27 protein-coding genes and 4 pseudogenes are annotated in these 25,655 nt (G+C 68.8%); 15 read left to right on the top strand and 16 right to left on the bottom strand.

Features of this window, described 5'->3' with window-relative positions:
• Positions 1-9: 9 nt before the first annotated feature.
• Positions 10-219: a cold-shock protein gene (locus GFH48_RS38205; RefSeq protein ID WP_153292607.1), complete on the bottom strand. Its 210-nt coding sequence runs from the start codon at positions 217-219 to the stop codon at positions 10-12.
• Between the two features lie 611 nt (positions 220-830).
• The gene (locus GFH48_RS38200; RefSeq protein ID WP_153292606.1) at positions 831-1,250 is read right to left on the bottom strand and encodes an arsenate reductase ArsC; all 420 of its coding nucleotides are present in this window, start codon (positions 1,248-1,250) and stop codon (positions 831-833) included.
• Between the two features lie 219 nt (positions 1,251-1,469).
• On the opposite strand from GFH48_RS38200, the gene GFH48_RS38195 reads away from it, so the two are divergent.
• From GFH48_RS38195 to GFH48_RS38185, 3 genes are read left to right on the top strand one after another with little or no spacing between them, the layout of a single operon-like run.
• Complete coding sequence (locus GFH48_RS38195) at positions 1,470-1,778, top strand: ArsR/SmtB family transcription factor (protein WP_153292605.1); 309 nt, start codon at positions 1,470-1,472, stop codon at positions 1,776-1,778.
• Positions 1,775-2,884: an ACR3 family arsenite efflux transporter gene (gene arsB, locus GFH48_RS38190; protein WP_153292604.1), complete on the top strand. Its 1,110-nt coding sequence runs from the start codon at positions 1,775-1,777 to the stop codon at positions 2,882-2,884. Before GFH48_RS38195 ends, arsB begins: the two co-directional genes overlap by 4 nt.
• Before the next feature lie 37 nt (positions 2,885-2,921).
• On the top strand, positions 2,922-3,983 hold the full coding sequence (locus GFH48_RS38185; RefSeq protein ID WP_153292603.1) for an ArsO family NAD(P)H-dependent flavin-containing monooxygenase: 1,062 nt from the start codon (positions 2,922-2,924) through the stop codon (positions 3,981-3,983).
• Positions 3,984-4,002: 19 nt separating this feature from the next.
• On the opposite strand, the gene GFH48_RS38180 is transcribed toward GFH48_RS38185, so the two are convergent.
• Together GFH48_RS38180 and GFH48_RS38175 are read right to left on the bottom strand one after the other, a co-directional pair.
• Entirely contained in the window at positions 4,003-4,281 is a 279-nt protein-coding gene (locus GFH48_RS38180; protein WP_228121219.1) for a TIGR02391 family protein, read from the bottom strand.
• Between the two features lie 68 nt (positions 4,282-4,349).
• Positions 4,350-4,715, bottom strand: coding sequence for an ArsR/SmtB family transcription factor (locus GFH48_RS38175; protein WP_153292602.1), 366 nt, complete (start codon positions 4,713-4,715; stop codon positions 4,350-4,352).
• 244 nt (positions 4,716-4,959) lie between these two features.
• Here GFH48_RS38175 and GFH48_RS38170 point away from each other — a divergent pair, with 244 nt between their 5' ends.
• The 3 genes and pseudogenes from GFH48_RS38170 to GFH48_RS38160 form a co-directional block, all read left to right on the top strand.
• Complete coding sequence (locus GFH48_RS38170) at positions 4,960-6,330, top strand: FAD-dependent oxidoreductase (RefSeq protein ID WP_153292601.1); 1,371 nt, start codon at positions 4,960-4,962, stop codon at positions 6,328-6,330.
• A 71-nt stretch (positions 6,331-6,401) separates the two neighbouring features.
• Positions 6,402-6,857, top strand: coding sequence for an ArsI/CadI family heavy metal resistance metalloenzyme (locus GFH48_RS38165; RefSeq protein ID WP_153292600.1), 456 nt, complete (start codon positions 6,402-6,404; stop codon positions 6,855-6,857).
• Positions 6,858-6,864: 7 nt separating this feature from the next.
• Positions 6,865-7,506: pseudogene (locus GFH48_RS38160) on the top strand (MFS transporter); the annotation flags it as partial.
• Here the strand turns inward: GFH48_RS38160 and GFH48_RS40325 are convergent.
• Both GFH48_RS40325 and GFH48_RS40320 read right to left on the bottom strand, forming a co-directional pair.
• Positions 7,494-7,748 carry a MerR family DNA-binding protein gene (locus GFH48_RS40325; protein WP_456114896.1) on the bottom strand — a complete coding sequence of 85 codons (255 nt, stop codon included), beginning with the start codon at positions 7,746-7,748 and terminating at the stop codon, positions 7,494-7,496. The pseudogene GFH48_RS38160 and the gene GFH48_RS40325 overlap by 13 nt on opposite strands.
• Positions 7,749-7,776: 28 nt before the next feature.
• A pseudogene (locus tag GFH48_RS40320) lies at positions 7,777-7,899 on the bottom strand (MerR family DNA-binding transcriptional regulator); the annotation flags it as partial.
• 83 nt (positions 7,900-7,982) lie between these two features.
• Here GFH48_RS40320 and GFH48_RS38150 point away from each other — a divergent pair.
• The gene (locus GFH48_RS38150; protein WP_153292599.1) at positions 7,983-8,375 is read left to right on the top strand and encodes a thioredoxin family protein; all 393 of its coding nucleotides are present in this window, start codon (positions 7,983-7,985) and stop codon (positions 8,373-8,375) included.
• Between the two features lie 117 nt (positions 8,376-8,492).
• On the opposite strand, the gene GFH48_RS38145 is transcribed toward GFH48_RS38150, so the two are convergent.
• Complete coding sequence (locus tag GFH48_RS38145) at positions 8,493-9,212, bottom strand: ankyrin repeat domain-containing protein (RefSeq protein ID WP_153292598.1); 720 nt, start codon at positions 9,210-9,212, stop codon at positions 8,493-8,495.
• A gap of 927 nt (positions 9,213-10,139) precedes the next feature.
• Between GFH48_RS38145 and GFH48_RS38140 the strand changes: the two genes are divergently transcribed.
• The 3 genes from GFH48_RS38140 (at position 10,140) to GFH48_RS39600 (ending at position 11,864) form a co-directional block, all read left to right on the top strand.
• A complete protein-coding gene (locus GFH48_RS38140; protein ID WP_019075709.1) occupies positions 10,140-10,499 on the top strand; it encodes a hypothetical protein in 360 nt (119 codons plus the stop codon).
• Positions 10,500-10,748: 249 nt separating this feature from the next.
• Positions 10,749-11,429, top strand: coding sequence for a class I SAM-dependent methyltransferase (locus tag GFH48_RS38135; protein WP_153292597.1), 681 nt, complete (start codon positions 10,749-10,751; stop codon positions 11,427-11,429).
• A 45-nt stretch (positions 11,430-11,474) separates the two neighbouring features.
• A complete protein-coding gene (locus GFH48_RS39600; RefSeq protein ID WP_407698735.1) occupies positions 11,475-11,864 on the top strand; it encodes a transposase in 390 nt (129 codons plus the stop codon).
• A 338-nt stretch (positions 11,865-12,202) separates the two neighbouring features.
• Here the strand turns inward: GFH48_RS39600 and GFH48_RS38130 are convergent, their stop codons facing one another.
• The gene (locus GFH48_RS38130; protein ID WP_153292596.1) at positions 12,203-12,547 is read right to left on the bottom strand and encodes a hypothetical protein; all 345 of its coding nucleotides are present in this window, start codon (positions 12,545-12,547) and stop codon (positions 12,203-12,205) included.
• A 115-nt stretch (positions 12,548-12,662) separates the two neighbouring features.
• On the opposite strand from GFH48_RS38130, the gene GFH48_RS38125 reads away from it, so the two are divergent.
• A complete protein-coding gene (locus tag GFH48_RS38125) occupies positions 12,663-13,769 on the top strand; it encodes a DUF5937 family protein (RefSeq protein WP_153292595.1) in 1,107 nt (368 codons plus the stop codon).
• Positions 13,770-13,868: 99 nt separating this feature from the next.
• On the opposite strand, the gene GFH48_RS38120 is transcribed toward GFH48_RS38125, so the two are convergent.
• The 5 genes from GFH48_RS38120 to GFH48_RS38100 all read right to left on the bottom strand — a co-directional run bounded on the left by GFH48_RS38120 (position 13,869) and on the right by GFH48_RS38100 (position 19,156).
• Positions 13,869-14,009: a hypothetical protein gene (locus tag GFH48_RS38120; protein ID WP_153292594.1), complete on the bottom strand. Its 141-nt coding sequence runs from the start codon at positions 14,007-14,009 to the stop codon at positions 13,869-13,871.
• 65 nt (positions 14,010-14,074) lie between these two features.
• On the bottom strand, positions 14,075-14,368 hold the full coding sequence (locus GFH48_RS38115) for a hypothetical protein (protein ID WP_153292593.1): 294 nt from the start codon (positions 14,366-14,368) through the stop codon (positions 14,075-14,077).
• A gap of 191 nt (positions 14,369-14,559) precedes the next feature.
• Positions 14,560-15,840 carry an IS701 family transposase gene (locus GFH48_RS38110; RefSeq protein ID WP_153293319.1) on the bottom strand — a complete coding sequence of 427 codons (1,281 nt, stop codon included), beginning with the start codon at positions 15,838-15,840 and terminating at the stop codon, positions 14,560-14,562.
• A 1,005-nt stretch (positions 15,841-16,845) separates the two neighbouring features.
• On the bottom strand, positions 16,846-18,021 hold the full coding sequence (locus GFH48_RS38105) for a PP2C family protein-serine/threonine phosphatase (RefSeq protein ID WP_194280920.1): 1,176 nt from the start codon (positions 18,019-18,021) through the stop codon (positions 16,846-16,848).
• Between the two features lie 943 nt (positions 18,022-18,964).
• A complete protein-coding gene (locus GFH48_RS38100; protein ID WP_153292591.1) occupies positions 18,965-19,156 on the bottom strand; it encodes a hypothetical protein in 192 nt (63 codons plus the stop codon).
• 134 nt (positions 19,157-19,290) lie between these two features.
• Here GFH48_RS38100 and GFH48_RS39595 point away from each other — a divergent pair.
• A pseudogene (locus GFH48_RS39595) lies at positions 19,291-19,448 on the top strand (lamin tail domain-containing protein); the annotation flags it as partial.
• 463 nt (positions 19,449-19,911) lie between these two features.
• Here the strand turns inward: GFH48_RS39595 and GFH48_RS38095 are convergent.
• A pseudogene (locus GFH48_RS38095) lies at positions 19,912-20,388 on the bottom strand (DUF5994 family protein).
• Positions 20,389-20,674: 286 nt separating this feature from the next.
• On the opposite strand from GFH48_RS38095, the gene GFH48_RS38090 reads away from it, so the two are divergent.
• The 3 genes from GFH48_RS38090 to GFH48_RS38080 all read left to right on the top strand — a co-directional run bounded on the left by GFH48_RS38090 (position 20,675) and on the right by GFH48_RS38080 (position 21,801).
• Positions 20,675-21,250, top strand: coding sequence for a DUF5994 family protein (locus GFH48_RS38090; protein WP_153292590.1), 576 nt, complete (start codon positions 20,675-20,677; stop codon positions 21,248-21,250).
• Between the two features lie 5 nt (positions 21,251-21,255).
• Positions 21,256-21,432 (top strand): hypothetical protein, encoded by a 177-nt coding sequence (locus tag GFH48_RS38085; RefSeq protein ID WP_153292589.1) that lies wholly within the window; start codon positions 21,256-21,258, stop codon positions 21,430-21,432.
• 102 nt (positions 21,433-21,534) lie between these two features.
• Positions 21,535-21,801 carry a hypothetical protein gene (locus GFH48_RS38080; RefSeq protein ID WP_194280801.1) on the top strand — a complete coding sequence of 89 codons (267 nt, stop codon included), beginning with the start codon at positions 21,535-21,537 and terminating at the stop codon, positions 21,799-21,801.
• 62 nt (positions 21,802-21,863) lie between these two features.
• Here the strand turns inward: GFH48_RS38080 and GFH48_RS40245 are convergent, their stop codons facing one another.
• Positions 21,864-22,115, bottom strand: coding sequence for an integrase core domain-containing protein (locus tag GFH48_RS40245; protein ID WP_407698687.1), 252 nt, complete (start codon positions 22,113-22,115; stop codon positions 21,864-21,866).
• A 255-nt stretch (positions 22,116-22,370) separates the two neighbouring features.
• Positions 22,371-25,058 carry a pyruvate dehydrogenase (acetyl-transferring), homodimeric type gene (gene aceE, locus GFH48_RS38070; RefSeq protein ID WP_153292587.1) on the bottom strand — a complete coding sequence of 896 codons (2,688 nt, stop codon included), beginning with the start codon at positions 25,056-25,058 and terminating at the stop codon, positions 22,371-22,373.
• Positions 25,059-25,655 lie beyond the last annotated feature (597 nt).

Raw genomic sequence — 25,655 nt, 5'->3', positions numbered from 1 at the left:
GGAGTCCTACTACGCGGGGCGTACCTCCACGGCCCGTACCGCTGCATCCGCACGCTCGATCGCGTAGATGACCAGCTGCCCCTCCGCGACCACGTCCACGAACCTCACCGCCTCCGTCTGGAATGGAACGTGTTCCTCGCCGCCGCAGGGGGCGATGAACCCCAGCCCCTGCGCGGGGTCGAACGAAATCAACTTGCCGGCCCGCAGAACGCTCCGCACACCGCCACCACTCCTCCGACGCCACTGGCCACTGCGCTCAGCCCCTCGCGTACCGGAAAGTAGAGCAACCCGGCCTCCTCCGAACAGAGCACACGACACGCGCCCCCGCACACAGCACAGGCAGGCGGCCCGGTCAGGGCCACCGCAGGCAAGCGTTCCAGCTCCTCGATATGCCTGCCGGTCACGCACCGCATCCCCGGTCTGTGAGCAGGCTCGTCACGGGCGGCGAGCCTGAAGGCCCCGATGGTGCGCGATGGGCGCGGCGTGGAGAGCGGGACCGCACGAGGGAGTGGAGGCCGCGCACGTCGTGAAGGGCGCCCCTGGTGACTGTGCAGTGCGTGGCAGGGCTCCCGCCAGCATCGTGGCATCAGTCAGGTGACTGCGCCCGGCGCAGTCACCGTGCTCCTCCTGTCGGCCGGGGAGAGCGTGTCCCCACCAATGCCCTCCGGGACCTCAGCACGCGTGGGGGCTGCTCATCGACGAGCGCGGCAACGTTCAGGCCCGCTGTATGTGGCTTCAGGCCGGCGCGGGTGGTGTAGCGGGCGACGGGGAATCAGGCGGGGCCGGAGCCGATGCCGATGACCTCGCGTGCGCCGCTGCCGGTCACGGAGTCACGCCTCCTGCCGGGCTTCGATCTCGGCGATCAGAGCCTCGATGCGGGTCTTGATCTCGTCGCGGATCGGGCGGACGGCCTCGACGCCCTTGCCGGCCGGGTCCTCCAGGTCCCAGTCGAGGTACTTCTTGCCGGGAAAAATGGGGCAGGCGTCGCCGCAGCCCATGGTGATGACGTAGTCGGACGCCTGAACGGCCTCGGTGGTGAGGATCTTCGGCTTCTGGCCGGAGATGTCGATGCCGACCTCCTTCATCGCCTCGACGGCGGACGGATTGACCTGGTCTCCCGGGATGGAACCGGCGGAGCGGACCTCGACCCGGTCGCCCGCGAGGTGGTTGAGGAATCCGGAGGCCATCTGCGAGCGCCCGGCATTGTGGACGCAGACGAACAGCACGGAGGCGAGCGGGCTCGAGGGCATCAGTTCTTCCTTCGTCCGTGATGGAGCGGTGCGCGTGGTGCAGGGGTGAAGTCCGGGCGCCCGGCGACAGTTGAGTGGTTCGACAGGGCGAGGCGGGCGACGCCTGAGGCCAGCCGGTCGTCAGGCAGTACGGCGGTGAGGACGCAGTCACGGAACATGCAGGCCTCGAAGATCACTCAGCGCTGGCATCAGTCCCGAGCGATGTGACAATATCAGTGCATGCTGATGTCAGTCGACGCTGATCTGATGCGGGTTCTGGCCGACCCGCTCCGCCTCCAGATCGTCTCCCTCCTGGCCAAGGAGACGCTCTGCACCACGCACCTCATCGAGGAGACAGGGGCGAAGCAGACCAACCTCTCCAACCACATGAGAGTGCTGCGCGAGGCCGGAGTGGTGGAGACCGAGCCGTGCGGCCGCTTCACCTACTACAAGCTGCGCGCCGACGTCATCGCCAACCTCGCCGGACAGTTCGCCGACCTGGCCGAGTCCGCCCGCAACGCCGCCGACAACAAGAGGGCCTGCCCGTGACCCCCACCGAAGCACCCGCGACCACCGAGGACTCGTCGGTCGTCGCGAAGCTGTCGACGCTCGACCGGTTCCTCGCCGTGTGGATCCTCGCCGCGATGGCCGTCGGCCTCGGCCTCGGCCGGCTCATCCCAGGCCTCAACGACGCTCTGGCGAAGGTGGAGACCGGCGGCATCTCCCTGCCGATCGCCGTCGGCCTGCTGGTCATGATGTATCCGGTCCTGGCCAAGGTCCGCTACGACAAGCTCGACGACGTCACCGGCGACCGCAAGCTCATGGTTTCCTCGCTGGTCAGCAACTGGCTCATCGGACCGGCCGTCATGTTCGCGCTGGCCTGGATCTTCCTGCCGGACCTGCCCGAGTACCGCACCGGTCTGATCATCGTCGGCCTGGCCCGCTGCATCGCCATGGTCATCATCTGGAACGACCTGGCCTGCGGTGACCGCGAGGCCGCCGCCGTCCTCGTCGCCCTGAACTCGGTCTTCCAGGTCCTCGCGTTCGGCCTGCTCGGCTGGTTCTACCTCGACCTGCTGCCCAATTGGCTCGGCCTGGGCGACGGCCAGCACCTGGACATCTCCATGTGGAAGATCGCGCTTAACGTCGTCATCTTCCTCGGCGTCCCGCTGCTGGCCGGCTTCCTCACCCGCCGCATCGGCGAGAAGAAGCTCGGCCGCGAGACCTACGAGACCGGCTTCCTGCCGAAGATCGGCCCGTTCGCCCTGTACGGCCTGCTCTTCACGATCGTCATCCTCTTCGCCCTGCAGGGCAAGACCATCACCTCGCAGCCGCTGGACGTGGCCCGCATCGCCCTGCCGCTGCTCGTGTACTTCGCGATCATGTGGTTCGGCACCTTCGCGCTCGGCAAGGTCATCGGCCTCGCCTACGACCGCACCGCCACCCTCGCCTTCACCGCGGCGGGCAACAACTTCGAGCTGGCCATCGCGGTCGCCATCGCCACCTTCGGCGTCACCAGCGGGCAGGCCCTCTCCGGCGTCGTCGGCCCCCTCATCGAGGTCCCGGTCCTGGTCGCACTCGTCTACGTCTCCCTGGCCTGGCGGCGGAAGTTCAGCGCCGCACACCAGCTGACCCCCACGCCGCAGGCGAGCTGATGCAGGACCTTGAGCGCACCGACCTCGGCCTGGCCGGGTGACCGTCGACCGCCGGACACAGGTGGTGATCGTCGGCGGCGGGCAGTCCGCTCTCGCCGCCGGCTACCACCTGCGCCGCCTCGGCGTGGAATTCGTCATCCTCGACGCCCAGCCCACGCCGGGCGGAGCCTGGCAGCACGCCTGGGACTCCCTGCGCCTGTTCTCCCCGGCGGCCTTCTCCTCCCTTCCCGGCCGCTTCATGCCACCCCAGCCCGGCAACGAATACCCGGACGCCCAGCACGTGGTGGCCTACCTGACCGACTACGAGAAGCGCTACCACCTGCCCGTCGAACGGCCGGTACGGGTGCGCGGCGTACACCGGGACGGCCGTCTGCTGCGCGTGGAGACGGACTCGGGGAACTGGCGCGCCCGCGCCGTGATCAGCGCGACCGGGATCTGGTGGCGGCCCTTCCTCCCCTTCCTGCCCGGGCTCGCCGACTTCGGCGGACAGCAGCTGCACACCGCCGGATACCGGCGCCCGCAGGACTTCGCCGGCCGCCGGGTGATCGTCGTCGGCGGGGGCAACTCCGGTGCCCAGATCGCCGCCAACCTCGCCCACGACACCCAGCTGACCTGGGTCACGCAGCGCCCGCCGCGCTTCCTGGCCGATGACATCGACGGCCGGACGCTGTTCGACGTGGCCACCGCCCGCCGCCGCGCACTCGACGAGGGACGCACCGACACCAGGGGCGTCGCCTCGCTCGGCGACATCGTCGCCGTCCCACCGGTCCGCGCGGCACGCGACCACGGGCTGCTCAAGGCAGCCCCGATGTTCACCCGCCTCCTCCCCGGCGGTGTCGAATGGTCCGACGGCACCCGCGCCGAAGCCGACACGATCATCTGGTGCACCGGCTTCCGCCCCGCCCTCGCCCACCTCGCCCCGCTCCAACTCCGCGGCCGCCGCGGCCACATCGCCACCCTCGGTACGCGGGCCGCGGACGAGCCACGCCTGCACCTGCTCGGCTACGGCGACTGGACCGGCCCCGCCTCCGCCACCCTCATCGGCGTCGGCCGCCCGGCCCGCGAAACCGCACACGAGATCGTGGGACTCCTGTCCTGAGCGGCCGGACGTCCGAGCATCAGACTGTCAGCAACGAAGCCCTGTCCACCCAGCGTGCGAGAACGCTGAACGCCGCGAGCTGTTCGAGTGCCTCGTGCTCGGGCAGTTCCGGCAGGCCGTCCTCGTGACTGTTGGGGTTCCGGATACCGGCGTAACAGCCCTCGGCAAACGCCATGGCACCCCGGTGGATACTGCGGAAGGTATCGCTGCCGTCGTCAGGCATAAGGCGCAGGCGCGACTCGTCCACCTTGGGGGCGTTCAGCGAGAAGGCGCTCTGCCGCTCCGTTCTGTGCCCCACGGTGGCCTGCGCACTCTCGTGTGCAGGCCCGTCAGCGCCAGCGGGCGGCGTATCCCGTCGAGCGTCAGTCAGGAGCGCAGGTCGAGCATGGCGGACATGGCCGCCACCACGGACGGGGCGACCTGGTAGTAGACCCAGGTGCCGCGCCGCTCGGACGTCAGCAGCCCTGCCTCGCGCAGCTTCTTCAGGTGGTGGGAGACGGTCGGCTGGGAGACGCCGACGTCCTGGATGTCGCACACGCACGCCTCGCCGCCCTCGTGCGAGGCGACCTTGGAGAACAGGCGCAGCCGTACCGGGTCCGAGAGCGCCTTGAACATGACGGCCATCTTCTCCGCGTCCGCCTGGGACAGCTTGGCCGACGTGATCGGCGGGCAGCACGGGACGACCGACTCGGCCGGCAGCACCGGGAGCTCCACCACCTGAGACTTCGACATGTGTCTATGTTGACACTCATCGATACCAGTGGCAAGCTCCGTGTATCGACAGACATCGATACACGTCGATATAAGGGTGCCGCCTGCGGACACCGAGCTCCGCGATCCGCTCCCGGGCGACCCCGGTCGTGTCTGACGTGCCACCCGCCCGGCAACGGCCCCGGCGAGCATCCACACCTGCCGCCCGTCGGCCAACATCCCTGCGCCACCTGCCAACACCCTGCGTCTGAGGAGACCTTGCGCCATGAGCGACCAGCTTCCCGTCGTTGTCATCGGAGCCGGACCGGCCGGGCTGGCCGCCGCGGCCCACCTCGTGGAACGCGGCATCGAGCCCCTGGTCCTGGAAGCCGGACCGGCAGCGGCGGCCGCGGTACGGGAGTGGGGCCACGTCCGGCTGTTCTCCACCTGGGGCGAGGTCACCGACCCGGCCGCGGAAAAGCTCCTCGCGCCGACCGGCTGGACCAGGCCCGACGCGGCCACCTACCCCTCGGGCGCCGACTGGGCCGAGTTCTACCTCCAGCCCCTGGCCGACATCCTGGGCGAACGTGTGCGGTTCGGCGCGAGGGTCACCGGCGTCTCGCGCGCCGGACGCGATCGCGTCGTCGACACCGACCGGGACAAGCAGCCCTTCGCCGTGCACTTCACCACCGCCGACGGCGGCGAGCAGCGCGTGGTCGCCCGCACGGTCATCGACGCCTCCGGTACCTGGACGGCGCCCAGCCCGGCCGGAGCCGGCGGCCTGCCCGCCCTCGGGGAGAAGGCGGCAATCGACCACGTCACCTACCGCGTGCCCGACCTGGGCGACCCGGCCGTACGGGCCCGCTACGCGGGCAAGCGCACCGCCGTCATCGGCTCCGGCGCCTCCGCCTTCACCGCGCTCGCCGGCCTCGCCGACCTCGCGCGTGATGAGCCCGGTACGCACGCCGTGTGGATTGTGCGCCGCGGCATCAGCGCCTCGACCTTCGGCGGCGGCGAAGCCGACGAACTCCCCGCCCGCGGCGCCCTCGGGCTCGCCGCGAAGGCCGCCGTCGACAACGGGCACGCGGACGCGGTCACCGGGTTCCGCACCGAAGCCATCGCCCGCGACACCGACGGCCGCCTCGTGCTGACGGGTGAGGACGGCCGCCGTCTCGACCCGGTCGACGAGGTGATCGTGCTGACCGGCCTGCGCCCCGACCTCGGCTTCCTCTCCGAGATCCGCCTCGGCCTGGACGAACGCCTCCAGGCACCGGTCGCGCTGGCCCCGCTCATCGACCCCAACCAGCACTCCTGCGGCACCGTCTACCCGCACGGCCACCGCGAACTGTCCCACCCCGAAGGGGACATCTACCTGGTCGGCATGAAGTCCTACGGCCGCGCCCCCACCTTCCTCGCCATGACCGGCTACGAGCAGGTCCGCTCCGTGACCGCCGCCATCGCAGGCGACCTCGAAGCCGCCGACCGCGTCGAACTCATCCTCCCGGAGACCGGCGTGTGCAGCGGCAGCGGCCTCGCGGGCACCCCGGCCGCCGGAGCGGACGACCAGGAAGGCTGCTGCGCTCCGGCACCCCAGCTCGTCCAGATCGGCGTCACCGCCGCCGCCCGCGAGGGGTCCTCGTCCGGCGGGTGCTGCTGAGCCGTCCCTGCACCGGCGCCCCGGTTTCCACCGGCCGCAGCGCCACCACCCTCTACCGCAGGAGGACCGTCATGCCCCGCGTACAGCTCGCCCTGCGCGTCCCCGACCTCGCCGCGTCCATCGCCTTCTACAGCAAGCTGTTCGCCACCGAACCCGCCAAACTCCGCGACGGCTACGCCAACTTCGCCATCACAGAGCCCCCGCTCAAGCTCGTCCTGATCGAAGGCACCGCGGGCGAGGCCACGCGGATGGACCACCTCGGCGTCGAAGTCGAATCCACCGAAGCCGTCCACGCGGCCACCACCCGCCTCGCGAACCAGGGCCTCGTGACGGACGTGGAGAACGACACCACCTGCTGCTACGCCGTGCAGGACAAGGTGTGGGTCCACGGCCCCGGCCAGGAACCGTGGGAGGTCTACGTCGTCAAGGCCGACGCCGACTCCCTCGCCGAACAGCCAGGCAGCACCTGCTGCACGGCACCCGCCGCGACGGAAGCGACAGCGGCTCCCGAGGGCGGCTGCTGCTGATCCGCCGATGACCGAACTCCACACCAGCGGGGCCGTAACCGTGACGGGGGTCCGGTCACGGCCCCGCGCCGCGCTGCCTGCGCTGTGCGCCACCCAGATCACCAGCTGGGGCATCCTCTACTACGCCTTCCCCGTCCTGAACCCCCAGATCACCGCCGCCACCGGCTGGCCCACCGGCGCCACCACCGCATCGTTCTCCGCCGCGCTGCTGGTCTCCGCCCTCGCCGGAATCCGCGTCTGCCGGATCATCGACCGCCACGGACCGCGCACCGTGATGACAGCCGGCTCCCTCCTCGGCGCACTCAGCCTCCTCATCGTGGCGGCCGCACCCGACCTGGCCGTCTTCACCGCGGGCTGGCTGCTCGCCGGAGCCACGATGGCCGCCACCTTCTACCCGCCCGCCTTCGCCGCCCTCACCCGCTGGTACGCCCCCGACCACGTCCGCGCCCTGACCGTCGTAACCCTCGCCGGCGGCCTCGCCTCCACCGTCTTCGCCCCCACCACCGCAGCCCTCACCGACCACCTCTCCTGGAGAGCGACGTACACCGCCCTCGCCCTCCTCCTGGCCGCCATCACCATCCCCGCCCACGCCATCGCCCTCAAAGGACCATGGCCCACAGCACCCCCGGCCCCCGATCAGGAAGAAGCCCTCGTGACGATGGTGCAGATGCTGCCCTGAGCGCACGTGGCCGGGTCGGTCGCCGCCGCCCGCCGGGCCAGATCACGCAGGACCGTGCGCGTCGCGCGCAGCTCGGCCAAACGCCGCTCGATGTCCGCCAGGTGCTCGTCGATCAGATCCGCAACGTGCGTGCACGGCGCCTGACCGGAATCCCGAACAGCCAGGACACCGCGGATCTCCCGCGAGGGTAAGCCCGGCGCGCTGCGCCTCACGAACGAAGGACAGCCGCGAGACAGACTTCTCCGGGTAGTCCCGGTAGCCCGCGGAAGTACGGGGCGGAGCGGGCAGCAGGCCGGCCTGCTCGTAGAAGCGGAGAGTCTTGGCCGTCAGTCCGCTCACGGCGGCCAGATCACCGATGCGCATATCTGCCAGCGCACGCCTTGACCTTCCACCACGCTGGAAGGTCTACGGTCAGTACAAAGCCCTGTGAGCTGGGAGGACGCTCTGTGCGGATCACCGTGCTGACCATGCCCGACTGCCCCAACGCGCAGGTGGTCCGGAAACGGCTCGCCCGCGCGCTCGACGGCCGCAGCGCGGCGGTGGAACTGATCGAAGTCGACGATCCGGAGCAGGCCACGCGGCTCGGGATGACCGGATCACCCACGGTCCTCATCGACGGCACAGACCCCTTCGCCGTGCCCGGCGCCCACGCCCCCGCTTCCCTGTCGTGCCGCCTGTACCGGACGCCGGACGGCCACCACGAAGGAGCACCGAGCATCACCGACCTGCGGCGCGCACTGGCCCGACGGACACCGCGGGCGACCGCGACAGCGTCGATGCCCAGTTCGGGCCGCCCCGGGCGTCTGACCCCCACGGCCGGCGGACCGCGCGCTGTGTAGCAAGCCGGACTCCGTCATTCCATGCCCTCGGGCAACCCGTCCTGGCAGAGGAACTTGAAGCCGTGGCCGCCGTCAGGTCCCAGGCTGACGAGACGTGTCCTCGCGCGTCCCGAACTGTCAGCTGCGCTCGGGATTCGCCTGCCGGGCGCCCTGCTCCTCAAGCCACCCGATCACGTCGTCCCTGCCGGTGCCGCGCCCTCTGGCGGCGTCGAGTGCGGTGCCCTCGGCGTAGTCGGGCACCCAGTTCAGGTCCGCGCCGCGGGCCATGAGGTGTTCGGCTGCCCGCCGCTGTCCGGCGCAGCAGGCATGCCAGAACGCCTGGGACACCTCCAGCGGGGTGGGGTTGGCCGCGTCGAGCAGTTCCTGGAGGCGATCCAGCATGCCGAGCGCGGCGGCGTGCCACAGCTTGTCGACCCGGGCCCCCCGGGCGGCGAGCAGGGCTGCGACGCGCCAGCAGGCGTAGCCGATGGCGTTGTCGAGCGGGGTACCGATGGAGCCGTCCGGCGCTTCGATGTCAGCACCGCAGTCGATGAGGGCTGCCGCGACATCGACGTCGTCGCTGCCGGCCGCCCAGTGCAGCGGGCTCTCACCGCCGGCGCCGCGGGCGCTGGGATCGGCGCCGCCGACCACAAGCAACCGCACCATCTGCGGGCCGCCCGGGTAGTAGCCGGGCCAGTCGGCCACCACATGCAGCGCGGTGCGGGACTTGAAGGGGCCACCGAGAGGGCCCGTGCCGAGCTCAGGTGTGTCGGAGATCAGTCGCCGGACAGCGCCGATGTCCCCGGCGTGAATGGCGCCCACCAGTTCCGCCGCAAGACCAGGTTCAGGGAAGTCCACGTCATACCTCTCGCTCGGCTCACTGCTGAGGTTACGAGTGCCGCCGCGCGCACTCTCACCCGAGCAGATGATCTACAGCGGGGCCCTGGTGAGCCATCGAGGCAGCCGTGCGATCACCGACACCCCGGCGCGCCCCACAGAATCCGCGTGACCGAGAGGCAAGCAGCCCCGGCCGGTGTCGGTCCCGGCCGGGGCTGTCGTTGTGCATGGTCGTGAAGGGCGGTCGCCTACGCGGCGAAAGGCTCCATGAGGCTTCAGCCGAACGATCGTCCTCATGGGCTGGAGGTGAGGCCCGGGGACACTGTCCCCTTCACAACCACGCCTGTTGTAACCCGCGCAGGGCTGCAGATGTTCCCCCGCCGTCACGGCGTCCGGTGACGCGGGAAGTGGTCGCGTGCGGCTACGGGCGTGTGCTCTTGAAACGGACCGCGGAACCCCACTGGGCCTGCTGATCCGTCATGCATCAGGTACACAATGGGAGGCGCCCCGGACCGTAGCGCCACGTCTGCCGCTGGCACCCCGCACACAGGCCGATCTGGGAACCGGCGCGGTGCATCGTGCTGGGATCCGGCTCCGATACCCGGGGCGCTGGGGTCGTCATCGCTGTGTCCTCATCCGGGCGGCGAACACTCACCGCCTCGAACAGGGAATAGAACACTCCCTGGTTGTCGGAACCTCACCATCCCTGACTGGTCGCAACGAAGTTTGTCGACCGGATCGTGTTGACCTGCGCGGACTGGATTGAGTGAGACGCCGGTGGCTCGGCGATTTGCCTTTGCGCGAGGTCGCTGTCCTTGACGCTGAGGTTTGACGGCTCAGGCACTCGCCCGCGTGACCAGCCGCCACGTCGGTAGGATGCGGTCGATCATGTTCGCGGCACGTGTGCGCTCCAGGCCGGGGCGTGCAGGTTCGAATAAGGGGAGCACTGTGGCTCTGGCAGAGCGGCCTTCGCTGGCGTGGGATGTCGCTGACCTGGTGCATCAGCAGTTGCTCATCGTGCCGAATCCCCTGGCCGCATGGAACAGTGACACGTTCTGGGTCTCAGTGTGGGACTCGGACCCTGGACAGGTCCTTGTCTCCCTCCATGTTCCGCGTGAGAGCGCCGATCCCTTCATCCAGTTGAAGATCGGGTTCGCGGTGACTGAGGAGAGCCCCGAGTTCCAGGCCGAACGTATCGTCGCTGCCGTCCGGCGCCCGCACCCCCTGAACGGCGCGGTGGTTCTCGGCGGCTATCGAGAGTGCGCCGAAGCCTTCGGGTATGTCTGGCCGTCGTCGCTGGAAGAGTGAGTCACCAGCCACCGGTCAAGTTCCGTGGCCAAGGACACCATCCCGTGCAGGTATGTCACGCGCACCCCACCGCCTGTGACAGCGAACCTTGCCCGATTGCCACCGAAGATTGATCTGCGCAGGTCGGCCAGTCTGTTGCGATGACGTCCAGTGCGACTACGTCCGGCTGATCCTCGCCCCTTGGACACCGTTTTGCCGGAGCGGCAACAGGAGTGGCGTGACCGGGCCGCGTTGGGTGACGTTGGGCCCATGACCGACAACATCACGGCGGGATCGCCCGTGTCTGACACTTCTTTGCCTGGCGACGGATACGTCGGAGACCCCGCGGTGCGGGCGGAGTGGGATAACCGATACGCCGACCGACAACAGTTGTGGAGCGGCCAGCCCAACGGTGCGCTCGTGACCGAGGTCGCCGGGCTCACGCCTGGACGGGTGCTCGACGTCGGCTGCGGCGAGGGCGCGGACGCCGTATGGCTCGCGCGCGGCGGCTGGGACGTGACCGCGCTCGAGGTTTCGGGCGTGGCGTTGGAGCGGGCGGCCGGGCACGCGCGGGACGCAGGCGTCGCCGTCCGCTGGATACATGCCGCGCTGACGGAAGCGGCGCTCCCGCCGGCCTCCTTCGACCTGGTCTCCGCGCAGTATCCAGCCCTGCTGCGCACCCCCGACGCCGCAGCCGAGCGAGCACTGCTCGCGGCCGTCGCGCCCGGCGGCGTGCTGCTGCTCGTACACCACGCGGGGATGGACACCCAGCAGGCGCACGACAGCGGCTTCGACCCGGCCGACTACGTCTGGCCCTCGATGGTCGCCGCCCAGCTCACCGACGACTGGAAGGTGGAGGTGAACGAGCAGCGACCACGCGTGGCACCCGACGGCGGCGCCGGCGTGCACCATGCCGACGACCTGGTGCTGCATGCGCGACGGCTGCGCTGAGCCCCTCCGCTCACAGCAGGCCCGGCATCTGGGGCAGATGGTCGGCTGGTCCTGGCCGGCGATGTCTCGCCGTGGCTGCGGCCCGACACCGGAACCGTGCCGGACCGCTCGCTGCGTCACACCTACGGCCGCGACAGCGCCACGCACCACCCGGCTGGCCCTTCTCGGTCGTCGCCGCCCTGGGGACCGGCCGTACCGCCTGGACCGCCCTCCTGGACGCGGTCCGGCTCACCCCGGCGCGCAGCCATCACCGCCGAGGTCCGCAAGGTCGTCGAGCGGCTCATCGCCGCAGGCCGGTGGGTCCAGAACGATCCGGCGATCCTGATCGTGCTGGACGCCGGCTACGACGCAGGGATTCGACGCGAAGAACGTCGTGCAGCAGACTCACCCTCGCGGCCTTGGAATGATCAGCAGCATCTCGACAACGCCACATGATCACAGCGGTCCGCTGTCGAAGCTACGTCACCTCTGAGGTGCAGCTTGGGGCGTCATGGGTTGTAAATCCAGACTTGCGCGGCGGCACGCGAGTGGGGGAATTTGTCATACCAAATCTTCACCCAAACCTTGTCGTGGCCCGCCGACTTCCACGGAGTGCACGTCTTGTGTTTCGCACCCCAGTAGGTCTTCGACCACAAAATCTTGTCGTGCCCGATACCGCCGACGCGCTGGAGGAATTGGATCGTACAGCCCTGGTACAGATGGTTTCCCTTGACGTTGAAGCACGCTTGAACCTTGCCGTAGGACCTGATGCGGCGTCTTTCGGTTTGCGCTGATCAAGAGCATGTTGGGAGGAGGACGACCTCGGTGTAGCGCTTCCACTCCGGCGCTGCCGGGTCCTGCCGTTCTGTCACTGCCCGCATACCGGCCTCTCCCAGTTCTGGGGCGTTCCAGCGGACGCAGAGGCCTCCGGCGTACTCCCCCATGCTGTCGACTTCCACCCAGACGCCGGGCTCTCTCTGCGTGCCCGGGTGCTCGACATCGGCAGGAAGGCCGGCGCGGCGGAGCTCTCGGCAGACGCGGCCTGCCAGGTCGTACCCAGCGGCGATGACTTCCTCCGCAGCATATGGGTGACCGTGCACTTCAGCCTTGGCTCGGCCCTCGGGGTCTATATACGTCACTGGGCGTCTCCTGGTGCGGCTCAGAACAGATGGAACCTGATGGATCCCCGCTCCTGTCGGGACCATCGGCGCACGGAGTGTCCTCCTGGTCGGAGGCGGGATGCACACTGTGGGCGTGAGCGTGCATATCGACATCACCGGACTAAAACAGGAGAGGGTCGCCGTCGTTCCTTCTCCGCTGGCGGAACTCGGCATGGCGCTGCATGCACTGTCCGAACTCGACCATCACCCCGGCCTCCACGCCTGGGCGACGGGCGTGACCGCCACCCTCGCCCCACATTTGGCCGACCAGATGAGCGAGGCCGACTTCTTGTGGCGAGGTTCGCCTTCTGACATTTTTATGCCGTTTGCTGGAATTCCGGGCCGTCGCACCCGCCCCGGTAGGACCATCGCTGAAGAGTTGGACCTGCTGGACAGGCTCAGCGACGAACAGTTCGTGGACACGGCACTGGAGTTCACGTACGCCGCGTCCTACGGGGCACCGGGGCCCGCGCTGCTCGGTGATCCCGTTCTACGGCGGCGTGCCTTGGAGCTCGCGGCTTCTCGTGGGCCGCGACAGTTCCGGTTCAGCGAGCAACTACTGTCCGACCCGCCGCGTATCCGGGCCCGGTTTCGGCAGTTCGTGGAGGAATGCGATTCGGCCTTCTACGCCCAGATGTGGGTTCGCCTGAGTCAGCAGCTGACGGCCGATGCCCGCCGCAAGACCGAGCTTCTGCATCGGGAGGGCCTTTCCGGGGCGCTCTCTGCTGTCTCTCCGGTGGCCGTCTTGGACAAGGCCGGTACCTGTATCACCGTGGACAAGCTCGACAGGGGGCGGACCGTCACAGGAGATGGCGGCTTGCTGTTCATTCCGACAAGCGTGGGCTGGCCTCATCTCGGTGTCCTGCACCGATATGGCTGGCAACCGGTTCTGCACTATCCAGTCAGGTTCCCGGAACTGGCGTCCCCGCCCGCAGTCGAGCAGTTGGCGTCGCGGATGACGGCACTGTCCCACCCCTTGCGGCTGCGACTTTGCCGTCAGCTCGCCCGCAGTGCCTCCACCACCGGCGAACTTGCGCACTCCATGGACTTGACCGCGCCCGAGGTGTCGAGACACCTGGCGGTACTGAAGAAGGCAGGCCTGCTCACTACCCGGCGCCGCGGGCGGTACGTGCTGCATCAACTGGACGTCACCGTCGTGGCCCGGCTCGGCAGCGACCTCTTGGAGGGTCTGCTTCGCTGATCATGTCCGAAGCCACGCAGATAGTGGAATGTGACCACGTCGTCCAAGGACAGGCAGGAACGGGAGATCCTGCTGTCCGCGGAGCGCTGGCTCGGACGATCACAGTGTCCGGGTATCCGCTGTGGACAGGTGGACGACCATGCCGTCGTACACAAGCCGGATCCCGTTCTGCTCCGGATCCCGCCGCCGGGGAACCTGACTCAGCAGGCCGTACAGGTCCCCGATCGTCATCTGGGCCATGCGTTCCGCCTCTCCGTGAGTCCCCCTGTCGGGCCGGTAACGGTGTGTCGAGCTGCGGCCGGTCTTCACAGGCCGTAGCGCCAGTACTTGGTGAAGCATTCGAGGGCCAGCTCGGCGTCGATCTCGTCGTTCCACACCCCGTCGAGCCACATCAGGACCGTGTCGAGGCGCTCGCAGATGACGAAGCTCTCCGGCTGGTGCGTGAGGTAGCAGTGCCTCTCATCCGCGGACGTCCCGCCCGGCCCGTATCGGGAATACAGCTTCACCAGGCGCTCCCGGCTGGTCTCCGCGAAGGCCTCCAGCCGGCGCACGTAGCCACCCTGATCGTCGGCACCAACACAGTTCAGGACGACGTGCATTTAATTTTCCGTTCGGGCGGGCCATTGAGACTGCCCTGCCTCCCAGGAGACCGCACTGGACAACCTCACCGTGCTGGTTCCAGACGCCCATTGCGTAGTAGGACTCCGTTAGGTCTTTCTTGATCTTGTTGTCGTGCGGGCTCTGGTGGGGAGGGGTTGCCGGCAGCTGCTGCAGATCCCGGTCCAGCACCTCAGGGTGTCTTGGAGAGCGTCGAGGATCTGGTAGAGGGTGATGCTGGGTGCGGTGCTTTTGGGGCCAGGCGCTGTTCGGTGAGGAAGGCTTGGGCGGCGGTCACGAGGGTGACGTGGTGGTGCCAGCCGGGCCAGGAACGGCCTTCGAAGTGGTCCAGGCCCAGGCCGTGCTTGAGCTCGCGGTAGTCGTGCTCGATGCGCCAGCGGACCTTGGCCAGGCGGACCAGATCGGCGATCGGGGTGTCGGGCGGGAGGTTGGAAAGCCAGTATTCGCTTGGCGCGTCGGCTCCGGCGGGCCATTCGGCCAGGAGCCAGCAGTCGGGCAGGACCCCGTCCCACCAGCCCTGTCCGGCTGAGGCCGCTGCTTTGATCGGTCGTTCGACGGCTTTTCCGGCCGGACGCACGCGCACCGCCGCGAAGCGGGAACGTAACTCCCCTTTCGAACCCTGGCGCCACGTGAGCGGGGTGAATGCCTCTCGCCCCAGAGCCGTGGCAAGAGCCGCCACTGACGGCGCCTTCTGGCGGTAACGCGGCTGGGGCCAGCAGCCGATATCTCCTTTGCGGTCCGGAGCCATGGGCTGTGCGTCGAACGGGTGGGCGCTCACGTCCGAGCGGACGGACAGGACATAGGTGAGTCCTCGCTCCGAGAGGGCGGCCCGCAGGTGTGCGTTGGTGCCGTAGGCGGCGTCGGACACCACCGCCGGCGGTGTCATGCCCCAGTCCGCGAGAGCGTCGAGCATGTCCAGTGCCAGACGCCATTTCTCCCGGTGTATGACCTCGGGCGGAACCTGGGTCCTGGTGCGGCGGTGGCCGTCCGCAGCCCAGTCCTCGGGCAGGAACAGCCTCCACTGCAGGGGGCATGAGGCAGTGTCACTGGCGGCGTGGACACTGACGGCGACCTGGCAGTTCGCCCGTTTGCCCAGGGCTCCGCAGTACTGCGGAGCCACACCGACCGACATCCGGCCGTCTTTCGGCATCGACACATCGTCGATCACCCACGCCACCGGGTCGACCAGCGGCAGCAGACGTTCGTTGATCCGCCGCTGCACGGGCACCGGATCCCAGGTCGACTGGTTCACGAACTGCTGCAGGTTCTGCTCGTTGCCGTCCGGCAGTCGCGCCGCCATCGCCTGGATCGACTTGCGACGGCCGTCCAGCATCAGTCCCCGCAGATAACAGTCACCCTTGGCCCGCTGGTCCTTCCGCGGCACCGAAGCGAACACATCGGCCACGAACAACGCCAACGTCGCCCGAACACGCCTCACTTCATGTAAATCCACCACCCCAACATGCTCTTGATCAGCGCAAACCGAAAGACCTAACGGAGTCCTATTAGGGTCTGCGCAATGGGCGTGGTCTGCGCAGCAGCAAGGCGTGGTCGGGGCGACCACACGGGTGTGGCTACACCGGTGCCGACCACGAACGGAGGGTGCTCTCCTCCTCGTTCGGCGCGTTCTGCGCACGTCGCGGCAGCGGGACACTGCGCAGTCCCGCCCGGATGCGCAGCTCCCCCGTGCGCAACCGGGCGCGCCGGCCCACAACGCGTCACGCTCTGTTTCCGAACCTCATGCCGCTGGGCGCACGGCTCGCGCCAGGGCCCCTTCAGCGTGAGGGTCAGCCGTCACAGGTGACGCGTACAGTGACAGCCGTTCGGATGCGTCACGCGTCTTCGGTGGCGTCACGGCGCCTGCGCCACGCCCTGGTACGGCACTTCGGCGAGCAGTACACCGCACCCGTCCGCTTGCGCAGCGAGACCGACACCCGGCACACCGGGCAGCGGCCCTGTCCCCACAACAACTCGCCCCTGACGACGTCTCAGTTCTGCTCGACAGCACGCCGGTAGATCTCGTCGGACCGCCGCACCGGCCGCCAATGACGGCTGCGGCATGACGGCTGCGGCACGCGGAATCGCAGTACCTCCGGCTAGCGCTAAATGAGCGGGCTCGAATGATCCCTCCGCGGCGGCGTGGCTGCGTCATCGAGAACACACGCGCCGACCGCACCGGCCGATCACACAGATGATGTGCAGCGGGCCGCCGCGCAACACTGCGTAATCGCGTCCCCGACTCCACAGCTCACCGCTGCGCAACGCATAACCACGCCCCGGCCCCGGTGCCCAGACGTGCGCCCGGTGCGACAGCCGTATCCCACCCCTCGCAGCCCCGGCCGGCCATGGGCGAGGCCAGCCACACCGGTAAGGGGCTGTGCTGAGGTCACACCACCGCCCACACCACGCACACGGAAAACCTCCCCCTCGCCCGGCACCGTCCGGGAGAGCACTCTGCTCACGGCTGCTGCTTCGTGCGGCCGGCTGATGCTTGTTGGGCGTCCGCGCCAGAACTGACATGCCGTTGGGTCTCCTGGGGGCCGTGCCAGTCCAGGCACATCACGGTGGCATCGTCTTCGAGCCGCCCGCCGGCAGCGTCCCGGACCGCGGACGTCAGCATCAACACGGTCTCCCGCGGGTGCAGCCCCCGGGTGCGCTCCAGCAGCGAGAGAAGGTCGACCCTCTCCCCGCGGCGTTCGACCATGCCGTCGGTGAACATGAGCAGACGGTCACCAGGGCGCAGATCGAGGTCCTGAACGCGGTAGGGAAGGGTCGCGAACTCGGACAGCCCGAAGGGATGATCCACCTCACAGGTGATCACCTCGACAACACCCTCGCGCATCCGCAGCGGCCAGGGGTGCCCGGCGTTGACGAACTGGGCCCGCCCGGTGTGGAGACTGATGCGCAACAGCTGCCCGGTGGCGTGCCCGCGGCCGTGGTCGACGAGTGCCTGGTCGGCGCGGTGGGCCTGTTCGGCCAGGCCGGCTCCCGCGCGGCGGGCGCCGCGCAGGGCGCTCACCAGGACTGTGGCGGCCAGGGCCGCGTTGAGGTTGTGGCCCATGGGATCGGTCACCGACACGTGCAGTGTGTCCCGGTCCAGGGTGTAGTCGAAGGTGTCGCCGCTGAGGTCTTCGGAGGGCTCCAGGCTCCCGCACAGCGTGAACTGCGCGGCCTCGCACGACAGCGACGAGGGGAGCAACTGGTACTGGATCTCCGCTGCCAGGGTGGGCGGCCTGGAGCGTTTGCCCCAGGTGTAGAAGTCGGTGAAGCGCCCGTTGGCGATCACGATGTAGGCCAGGAGATGGGCCGCTTCCCCGACCTCATCAAGGACGTCCTCGCCGGGGGAGGCCGGCAGGAGCAGTTCCAGCAGCCCGATCGCATCCCCCCGGTTGGTGACCGGCACGATCACCCGCTGCCCCTGACCCGCCGCCTCCTGATACAGCCGCTGCGTACGGATCACCTCCTCGTAGACACTGCCGAACAAAGGGATCCGCTCCACCTCCCGCCCGCCCTCCGCGGGAGCGGTCGACAGCCGCGCCACCGCCTTCCCCGTCAGGTCCACGATGAGGAAGCAGACCTTCGTGGCCTCGAAGCGCCGCCGCAGATCCTCCGCGATCACATCGACCGCATCCACCGGCGCCGCCGTCTCCGCTGCCGTCAGCAACCGGGGAACCCCACTCTGCCTACCACTCACGACCACAGTTCCTCCCACCCGTCCCGCCTAGCATCCCAAGAATCGCCGCACCGGGCATCAATACGCGAAAAGCCACAATAAAAACTGATAGGTGCGCTACGCGCTCACGGAAACGAGGCTGTTTCCCACGTCCGCACACAGACACGGCCGTCACGAATGGGCCCGTCACGAACCCGACGACGGGCTGGCCACCTCCGCCCGCTGTCCTCCACGTCGACAGCTGCACCAGAGCCAGCCGGAAGACATCTCCGATCTCCGGCAGCCCAGTTCCGCGTCGCCGTCCGCGACACCGAGTACCTCAAAACCTGCAGCTTCTACCGACCAGAAGACAAGCCGGACGACACCTCCGACTGAGACGCTGCGCAGCCAGTACGCAAGGGCCGACACACAGCGGACAGCCCACCGCGCAACCCCGTTCCCGCACAACCCCATTGCACATCGAGCGCCGCGCACCCGCCGCGGACCATCGAAGCCCGACCACAACCCCGACCACAGGCCCAGCCACGGCAGGTCACAGCGTTGCGCAGCCGCTGCGCACCACCTGCGCAACCCGGCCGGCGAGACTGCGCAACGACCGGGCGCCAGCGTGATGACCGCACCGGTGTGGGCTGTGGGGAGGCCACACCACAGCCCACACCACCCTCACGGCCCGCCGCTCAGCCGACCACAGCCACGGGACGCTGCACAGCCCCTGGGATCGCGCAATGCCACTGCGCACCAGGCCGCACCGGCCGACGACGCGGCACGCGCTCCTGACAGCAGACAGACCACTCATCGTGCCTGCCAACCGCGCCGGTGCGCATCGACTGCTCATGGCCGTACCCCGATCACAGGCCCGCCCATGGCGTTGCGCAGTCCCTGTGCATCACCTGCGCACCCTGCCCTATGCCTGCGTGGTGCCGCGTCCGAGGGTCCGTCGGCCTTTCCGTCCGGTGGCGTCCCGCTGATGGTCCCTGTCCGGGAGCAGTACGGGATCGATGCGTTCGGCGGGAAGTAGCCGCGGGGAGAGACCGATCGGCTCCGTGGTCCTGGTGGTGGCCGGGTTGTTAGCGAGGGGGCGTCGCGTGGTGCTCATCGGGCGGCTTCCCATGCGCGCGTAGGAACCGATGCGACCAGCCCGTCCCTCCGCAGCATCCGCGCGGCCGCCACCATCAGGCCCCGGTCATCGAGCCGGGACAGTTCCGTCGCGGTGGAGCGGCCGCCCGCCGCGACGTCTACCAGGACCGCCACAACTACGTCTGGACAACCGCTCCGACACCGCCACCCTCCGCAACGACCACGGCCGCTTCATCGACGACGCCTCCTGGGGCGGCCGCCACCACCGCCGCCGCGGCCACGACGGCAACCACCACGACCGCCGCGCCTGAACTCCCACCACCCACCAATGACCACAGAGCAGGTCACCACACCGAGCGCTGCGCTGCTGGGCCGGCTCCTTCTTCGCCGCCGCGGCCTTGCGGTGAGCGTCGATTTCCGGACTGCAGTCGTTGACCTGCACAGTCTCCGTCCAGCCCGCGCCGGGCTTACGGGTGACCGTCGCCCAAAGGGCGTCGGCGGTCAGTACGCTCTCGTGGACGCCCTCCGTAACCGGACCCCACCAGCCCATAGGAGCCGGTCTTGCCCCGGGGCAGCACGATGGGCCCGGCAGGGATGGCGTGGGCGGTGAGCCGGTCCTGCCCGCACCCGCAGCGGGCGACGTGGTAACCCCCCTCTCCTGCGTGCTACTGGCTGTGGTCGGGGTCGTGGCGTCCGTCGGCCAGGGCGTATGTAGTGCCCGGCCGGTCTCGCCATCCGCGCCCTTCAGTGAACTCCCCGGTCAACGACCCGGTCCTATTCAGGTTCGGGTGTGGTGGCGATGAGGATCTGAGCGGCCTCGGTGATGTTGTCGACTCGGACGGCGCGGGCCATCGCTTCGCGGGCTGCGTCGGCGGCGGTGTCCGGGGGAACCACCAACAGGGCGAAGTGGTCGTTGTGGCCGCGGGTGATGAGGACGGTGTTGTCGCCGACCGGGTCGGAGTCGAGGTGCACGACCTGGCCGTCGATGACCAGGCGGGTCGGGACGCCGTTCCAGGCGGCCGCGTCCACGCCCACGCGGGTGATCGACCCGAGATGCCCGGTCAACACGCTGATCAGCGCAGGCAGCTCGGTCTCGATGTCGCGGGTGCGGGGCCATCACGCGCCGTCCAGGAGCCCCTCCCGGGACCGCGTCGTCTCCAGCCGCAGCAGGGCCGTACCCGGTTTGACCGCCTGGTGGATCGCATCCGGCGGCAGCAGTCGGGGCGGGTGGGGAAGGTCGGTGTCAGCCATGTGGGTCTGCCCGTCTACGGGGTGCGGCCGTACGTCGTCGCAGTTCGCGGCCGACGCCGGTGCCTGCCCGGCGACGTGCACGAGCCCGCCGTCGTTTCTCGATACTCCCGCCGCCAGATCAGGCATCCGTCAGAAAAATACCTGGTCACGGCGGTCAAGGTCCGCCGAACAGGCGTACATTGAAAGCACCGGAGGTACTTCGCACACTGGCTTTCACGCGGGTGTCATTTCCGGCGACCACGAAAAACCGGGCTGTCGACGGGCAGCCCGGGGGCAGGTCCGCATCATGACCAGGACCCTCGACCGGACTGCGCCCCGCGACCTCGCCGCAGAGCTTCCGGCACGCTTGTCCCTCACCCCGAAGACCACGCTCGCCGGCCAGCTGGACGGGGCCTGGTGGCCCTACTCCCGCGACCTGGAAGCCGAGCTCCCACCGCTCGCCGCCGCCCTGGAGGAACCCTGGGGGCGCATTACGCGCGTGACCGTGAACCCCACCCGCTGGCCCGTCGTCCCGAACACGGTTGCCGTGGACGGGCGCATGTTGCACGTGGGCTGGTTCACAGAACAGGACCCCGACAAGCTCATCCTGCTCTCCTACACCGTCGGGCGCTGGGACCTCCTCGTCGTCCCGCCCGAGACTGCACCCGCAGCTGCGGCCCGGCTGATGTCCGCCGCAGCGATCCCGGGCGGCGTCCTCACCGCGGGCGTCCTGATGAGCAACGAAGCCGTCATGGGGCGCGGCATCCGTGACGCCGTGCGCCGGGAAGCCACCTGGGAGGGCGAAGGCGGGGCCTGCATGTCCCCCTTCGGGAAGCCCATGAGGCGAAGCGCCCTCCTGCTGTCCGGAAACGGCTGGAGGTGAGTTCTGTGGAGACCCTCGTCATCAGCGCGGTGATCGTCCTCGCGATCGGCATCGGGATGCGCCTGATCCAACTGCTCAATGCCCAGCACGGCGCACGGATCGCCGCCCACCACTTCAGCGCCCCCCTGCCAAGACCTCCCGGCCTGCCGCACGACACCAGTCGCCGCACCCACCATGCATGACCGGTGAGGAACGAACCTTCCTCCGACCGGGGGCAGCGGGCAGGGCGCCACGGCGCCCCCGCCCCACCGGCTTCTCGCCCACCCCGAAGGGAACACGCCCACGTGAAGTACATCGAGACCCAGACACTGGCCTCGCTCGGGCACGCCGAGGTACGGATCATCGCGCACACGCCCCAAGCCGCCCGAGCGGTCGCGGAGGCGCTTCGCCACTGCTTCGCTGGAGCGGAACAGCGCAGCTATCCCGGCCTGGACGGCGCCACCCGCCTCCACCTCACCCTGGACACTGCAACACCCGCTGGCCCAGCCCGCTCCTGGCTGGCCGCCAGCCGGAGCTCCGTCGGCACCGGCGCCCACGCCGACGAGACCTGAGAGCCCCCACCGGCCCCTGTCTGCCACAGCGGACGGGCCTTGACCTCGGATCTTGAACACGTCTATGCGGCTCGGGCCAGGGTAGTTGGTGTTGTCTGGAAGGTGTTCTCGTAAGCCATCGGTGATCGCTGTCCGAGGCGGGAGTGCCTGCGTCGGGTGTTGTATCGGGTCAGCCGGAGGAAGGCGTCGAGGCGGGCCTCGCGCTCAGTCGACCAACCGTTTCGGCCTTTCAACGTCTCCCTTTTGAAGCTGACGTTGAACGATTCGGCGGCGTTGTCCGCGCTGGGCCCGACCACCCTCATGCTCTGTCGCACCCCTGCTGATCTACAAACTTCGGCGAAGACCCGACTCGTATATTGGGCGCCGTGAGAGGCGACGGACGTCCACCGCCGCCTCCAGGAGTGCTCTGGCGCCCGGACTGCCCGAGCCGTACCGCTCCTGCAGGGCAGCAGCCGCACCTCACCCACAACGGACCCGGAAGCCACTCGCCGTCGCGGGACATGGGAAGACCTCCGCTCATGAGTGCCGCGTCGGCCTTCCTTCCCTGCCAGCTCGCATTGGGAACGGGGTCATCCCTGCCAGCCGTAGCGCTCGCGGGCGCTGGAGACCGTCTCCCGTCGGACAGCGCCGCTCCGCGCCAACTGGTCCAGGGCCGCCACCACGATCGATTCCGCGTCGACCCGGAAGTGGCGACGCACGGCGTCCCGGGTGTCCGACAGGCCGAAGCCGTCTGTACCCAGGGACGAGTAGTCCTGCTCGACCCACTGGCTGATCTGGTCGGGCACCTGCCGCATCCAGTCACTGACCGCTAGCACCGGCCCCCGCGCGTCAGACAGCGCGCTGGTCACAAACGGGATGCGTGCCTCGCCGCGCAGGCGCGCCCGGTCCGCTTCGAGCGCGTCACGGCGCAGTTCCGTCCAGGACGTCACCGACCAGATGTCGGCGTGTACGTTCCACTGAGTCCGAAGTAGTTCCTGGGCCTCCATTGCCCAGTGGATGGCCGTGCCGGAGGCGAGAAGTTGGATCCGCCGCCGGGCGTCGAGGGGTTGCGCCTGCCGGAACCGGTAGATGCCCCGCACAATCCCTTCTTCGACTGAGGGGCCGGGGGGCATGGCCGGCTGCAACTTCGGCTCGTTGTACACGGTCAGGTAGTAGAAGACGTCCTCGGGCTGCGGGCCGTACATCCGGCGTAGCCCGTCCCGGACGATCACCGCGATCTCGTAGGCGAACGCCGGGTCGTAGCTGATCACTGCCGGATTGGTTGAGGCCAGCAGGAGTGAGTGCCCGTCGGCGTGCTGCAGTCCCTCACCAGTCATCGTCGTTCGGCCGGCCGTCGCTCCGACGGCGAATCCGCGACCCATCTGGTCGGCGAGTGCCCAGAACTGGTCGCCTGTGCGCTGGAAACCGAACATGGCGTAGAAGATGTAGAACGGGATCATCGGTTCGCCGTGTGTGGCGTACGCGGTCGCCGCAGCGGTGAACTCGGCCACGGAACCGGCCTCGGTGATGCCCTCGTCGATCAGCTGACCATTTCGGGCCTCTTTGTAGTACAGCAGTTGGCCGGCGTCGACCGGGTCGTAGGTCTGACCGTCCGGCGCATAGATCCCTGCCGTGGGAAACAGTGACTCCATGCCGAAGGTGCGGGCCTCGTCCGGGATGATCGGGACCCAGCGTGCGCCCGTCTCCTTACCACGCATCAACTCTTTGACCAGGCGTACCAGTGCCATGGTCGTGGCCACCTCTTGGTTGCCGAAGCCCCTCTCCAGCACCTCGAAGGGCCGCACCGGTGGTTGCTGCAGCGGCTTCGCGACCACCCTGCGGGCGGGGGCGGGGCCGCCCAGGGCGGCACGTCGCTCCTGCAGGTAGCGCACCTCCGGTGAGTTTTCACCGGGGTGCCAGTACGGCACAAGGTCGCCGCTGAGCGCGCTGTCGGGGATGGGAAGGTCCAACAGGTCGCGCATCTGGCGGAACTGCTCCATCGTCAGTTTCTTCATCTGATGGTTGGCGTTGCGTGATTCGAATGCCGACCCCAGTGTGTGTCCCTTGACCGTCTGCGCGAGGACGACGGTCGGTGCGTCTCGATGGTCCACCGCGGCCCGGTACGCTGCTTGGACTTTGAGGGGCTCGTGGCCGCCGCGCGAAGTCGTGAACATCTCTACCAGCTGCGCGTCGCTCAGCTTGGCGGCAATTCCGGAGAGAGCGTCGCCGGTGAAGAAGTGCTTGCGGATATAGGCGGCGTCGCGTGTGGCGTAGGTCTGCATCTGCGCGTCGGGGATCTCGCCCAGGCGGTGTACGAGGGCGCCGGTGTTGTCGTGCAGGAGCACCGGGTCCCATGCCTCGCCCCACAGGGACTTCACCACGTGCCAGCCCGCGCCTCGGAACCGAGTTTCGAGCTCCTGGACGATTTTGGAGTTGGACCTGACAGGTCCGTCCAGGCGTTGCAGGTTGCAGTTGATCACGAAGGTGAGGTTGTCCAGCCTTTCTCGGGCCGCCAGCGTCAGGGCGGCCATCGACTCGGGTTCATCCGTCTCCCCGTCCCCGAGGAAGGCCCACACTCGTGACCCTGAGGTGTCCTTGATTCCCCTGGCGTGGAGGTAGCGGTTGAACCGGGCCTGGTAGATCGCGCCGAGGGGGCCCAGGCCCATGGATACGGTCGGGAACTCCCACAGCCACGGCAGGCGTCGGGGATGGGGATAGGAGGGAAGCCCGTTGCCGTCGGCCTCCCGGCGGAAGGAGTCCAGTTGGCCCTCATTCAGGCGCCCTTCGAGAAATGCCCGGGCGTAGATGCCCGGTGAGGCATGGCCCTGCAGATAGAGCTGGTCGCCCGATCCGTCGGCGTCCTTGCCTTTGAAGAAGTGGTTGAACCCGATCTCGTAGAGCCAGGCCGCGGAGGCGTAGGTGGAGATGTGGCCACCCAGTCCGAGCAGGGAGCCGTGGGTGACCATCGCTGCGGCGTTCCACCGGTTGAGTGCGGTGATCCTGGACTCCATGGCGAGGTCGCCGGGGAAGTCTGTCTGTGCCGCAGCCGGGACGGTATTGATGTAGTCGGAGGACAACAGTCCGGGCAGCGACATCCCGGACCTGGTCGCGTACTCGTGCACGCGTCGCATCAGGTACACGGCTCGCTCCGGGCCCGCGTTCCTTACGACCGCGTCGAGCGACGCGAGCCACTCGGCGGTCTCCTCGGTGTCACGGTCGGGTAGTTGGTCGAGCTCACTGATCGTGGAGGAATCGGCGGGAAAGGCAGGAACGCTCATGGCAGCTTTCTTGTTACGGCAGAGGTGGAGAAGGTGGGAGAGGGCTTGGCGGCCGCTGAGTTCTCCACGGCACCGGGGGTGAATGCAGGGGGTCGGCGGGCATCGCCCGCGGCGCCCTGGTGTTCTGTTCGACCTACTGGCCGCAGGACTCGTGACTCTGTTCGACGCCGAGGCCCGGAACCAGCGTCCTCTCGGGCATCGCGCCGGCGAAGCGCCAGTCCGGGTCGTCAACCTGCGTGCGACCAGCTGTTACGCGGGAGGCTCGTTCCAGGCGAACTCTTTCGAGAATGGCGGCCGACGCCGAACAGCATTACGGTGCTGCGGGGCGGGTGGGAGTAAGGTAGTGATGTCGTCTGTCGGTGTCCGTGGGGAGCGTCGGCGGGACCTGCAGACCATCGCTGTTCACCTGCGCCGGGCCGGCCCGGCCACGGGGTCTAAGGCACCTGCTGATGTTGCAGTCCACAACAATTGTCGCGGCCGTGATGTGCGCGAGCCGCATACCAGTCGGTGCTCCGGGTGAACGTCATCGCACTCACGAACCGGCGCCTGTGTCTGGAGATGGTGCTGGAGCCAACCCGAGCGGTGGGGCCTTGGAAC

Source organism: Streptomyces fagopyri (assembly GCF_009498275.1).
Lineage (GTDB): Bacteria > Actinomycetota > Actinomycetes > Streptomycetales > Streptomycetaceae > Streptomyces > Streptomyces fagopyri.
This window is presented reverse-complemented; position numbering and strand designations above follow the sequence as displayed.